The organism is Endozoicomonas sp. SESOKO2 (assembly GCF_024606245.1).
Taxonomy (GTDB): domain Bacteria; phylum Pseudomonadota; class Gammaproteobacteria; order Pseudomonadales; family Endozoicomonadaceae; genus Endozoicomonas_A.
The window spans coordinates 1-1,258 of sequence record NZ_JAHHPQ010000152.1 but is presented as its reverse complement, the minus strand read 5'-3'; the positions used below and the strand labels follow the sequence as shown (position 1 = coordinate 1,258).

The 1,258-nt window shown below is 49.3% G+C and carries 3 protein-coding genes; all 3 read left to right on the top strand.

The genetic code is table 11. The annotated features are described in order from the left end of the window. Window positions 1-668: acetyl-CoA hydrolase/transferase family protein (locus tag KDK17_RS03720; RefSeq protein ID WP_306671217.1), on the top strand; the 668-nt coding region annotated here is incomplete at its 5' end. Between the two features lie 33 nt (window positions 669-701). Next, window positions 702-926, top strand: coding sequence for a DUF2905 domain-containing protein (locus KDK17_RS03715; RefSeq protein ID WP_257287375.1), 225 nt, complete (start codon window positions 702-704; stop codon window positions 924-926). A 16-nt stretch (window positions 927-942) separates the two neighbouring features. Then, complete coding sequence (locus tag KDK17_RS03710; RefSeq protein WP_257287374.1) at window positions 943-1,236, top strand: hypothetical protein; 294 nt, start codon at window positions 943-945, stop codon at window positions 1,234-1,236. Window positions 1,237-1,258 lie beyond the last annotated feature (22 nt).

Sequence of the window (1,258 nt, the reverse complement as noted above, 5' to 3'; positions counted from 1 at the left end):
AAGTTGGTTTTGGCGGACTGTCAGATGCGGTTGCCTATGGTTTGGAAAATAAAAAGAACCTGGGCGTGCATTCGGAAATGATGACGGACTCTCTGCTGCACCTGATTAAAAAAGACGCTATTGATAACAGCAATAAAACCATTGACAAAAACAAACTGGTTTACGGACTGGCCGTCGGTAGTCGTGAACTTCTGGATTTTCTGGATAACAACGACGACGCCCACGTCATGCCCCTGCCAACCCTGAACAAGCCGGAAAAAATAGCGGAGCAGGATAATTTCATTTCCATCAACGGTGCTTTGATGTGCGACCTGACGGGACAGATTGCGGCTGAAGGTGTTGGCCTGAACCAGATTTCCTGCACAGGTGGTCAGCTTGATTTTGTCCGCGGCGCAGGCATGTCCAAAGGTGGCAAGTCCTTTATCGCCCTGTCGTCTGTTTTCAAAGGCAAAAACGGTCTGGAATCCCGTATTCAACTGACCCTGCCCGCCGGAACTCCGGTGACCACACCACGCAGTGACGCTATGTTCATTGTGACAGAGTACGGTGTTGCCGACGTGCACAACAAGTCACTGAAAGATCGTACTGCGGCCCTGATTGCAATCTCTCATCCGGACTTTCGCGAGACCCTCACCATTGAGGCCCGTGAAGCGGGTCTGATCGACTAAAGCGGACATTTTATCCTATTCTGAAATCCTATATTGCCAAGCAAAACCGTTACCATGGTAAAGCTGTTGATTTTCGTGGGTCTGGTTCTGGTGTCCCTTGGACTGATTCTGCATTTTGCGCCAGGGCTGTTGAAATGGTTTGGTCACCTTCCCGGTGACCTCCATTGGAAGAGTAATGACTTTCAGGTCTTCATTCCTGTCACCTCAATGATTATTATCAGTGTGTTATTGACACTAATCATCCAACTATGGCGCTGAATGGAGGGAGGAAGTGATGCAGTCACACTATCTTCTGACAGGGTTAACCATCGGCTTGCTTCTGACGGGGTGTTCTGCTTTTAAAGGGTCAGAAAAAAAGTCGATGTGTTCCGAAAGCTGGTATGAGTTTGTAGAGTCGATACTATTCACTGGTGACTCCATGGGTCACGGCCCTGATCTCGGCTCTCCGGAGTGGCGTTCCGTTGTGGAGTTCAGGCTGGATCTACGAGATCAGGGCCTGTTACCTGATCGATCAAGTGATCGCTGGTGCGAGGCTATCGTTCAATTTTTGAAAGCCCATGACGAATAGTTCTACCTTCGCGGTAATCCCC

What these genes read in the sequence shown, in the direction of transcription:
- KDK17_RS03710 (WP_257287374.1), top strand. Translation starts at nt 943, where the DNA reads ATGCAGTCACACTATCTTCTGACAGGGTTAACCATCGGCTTGCTTCTG.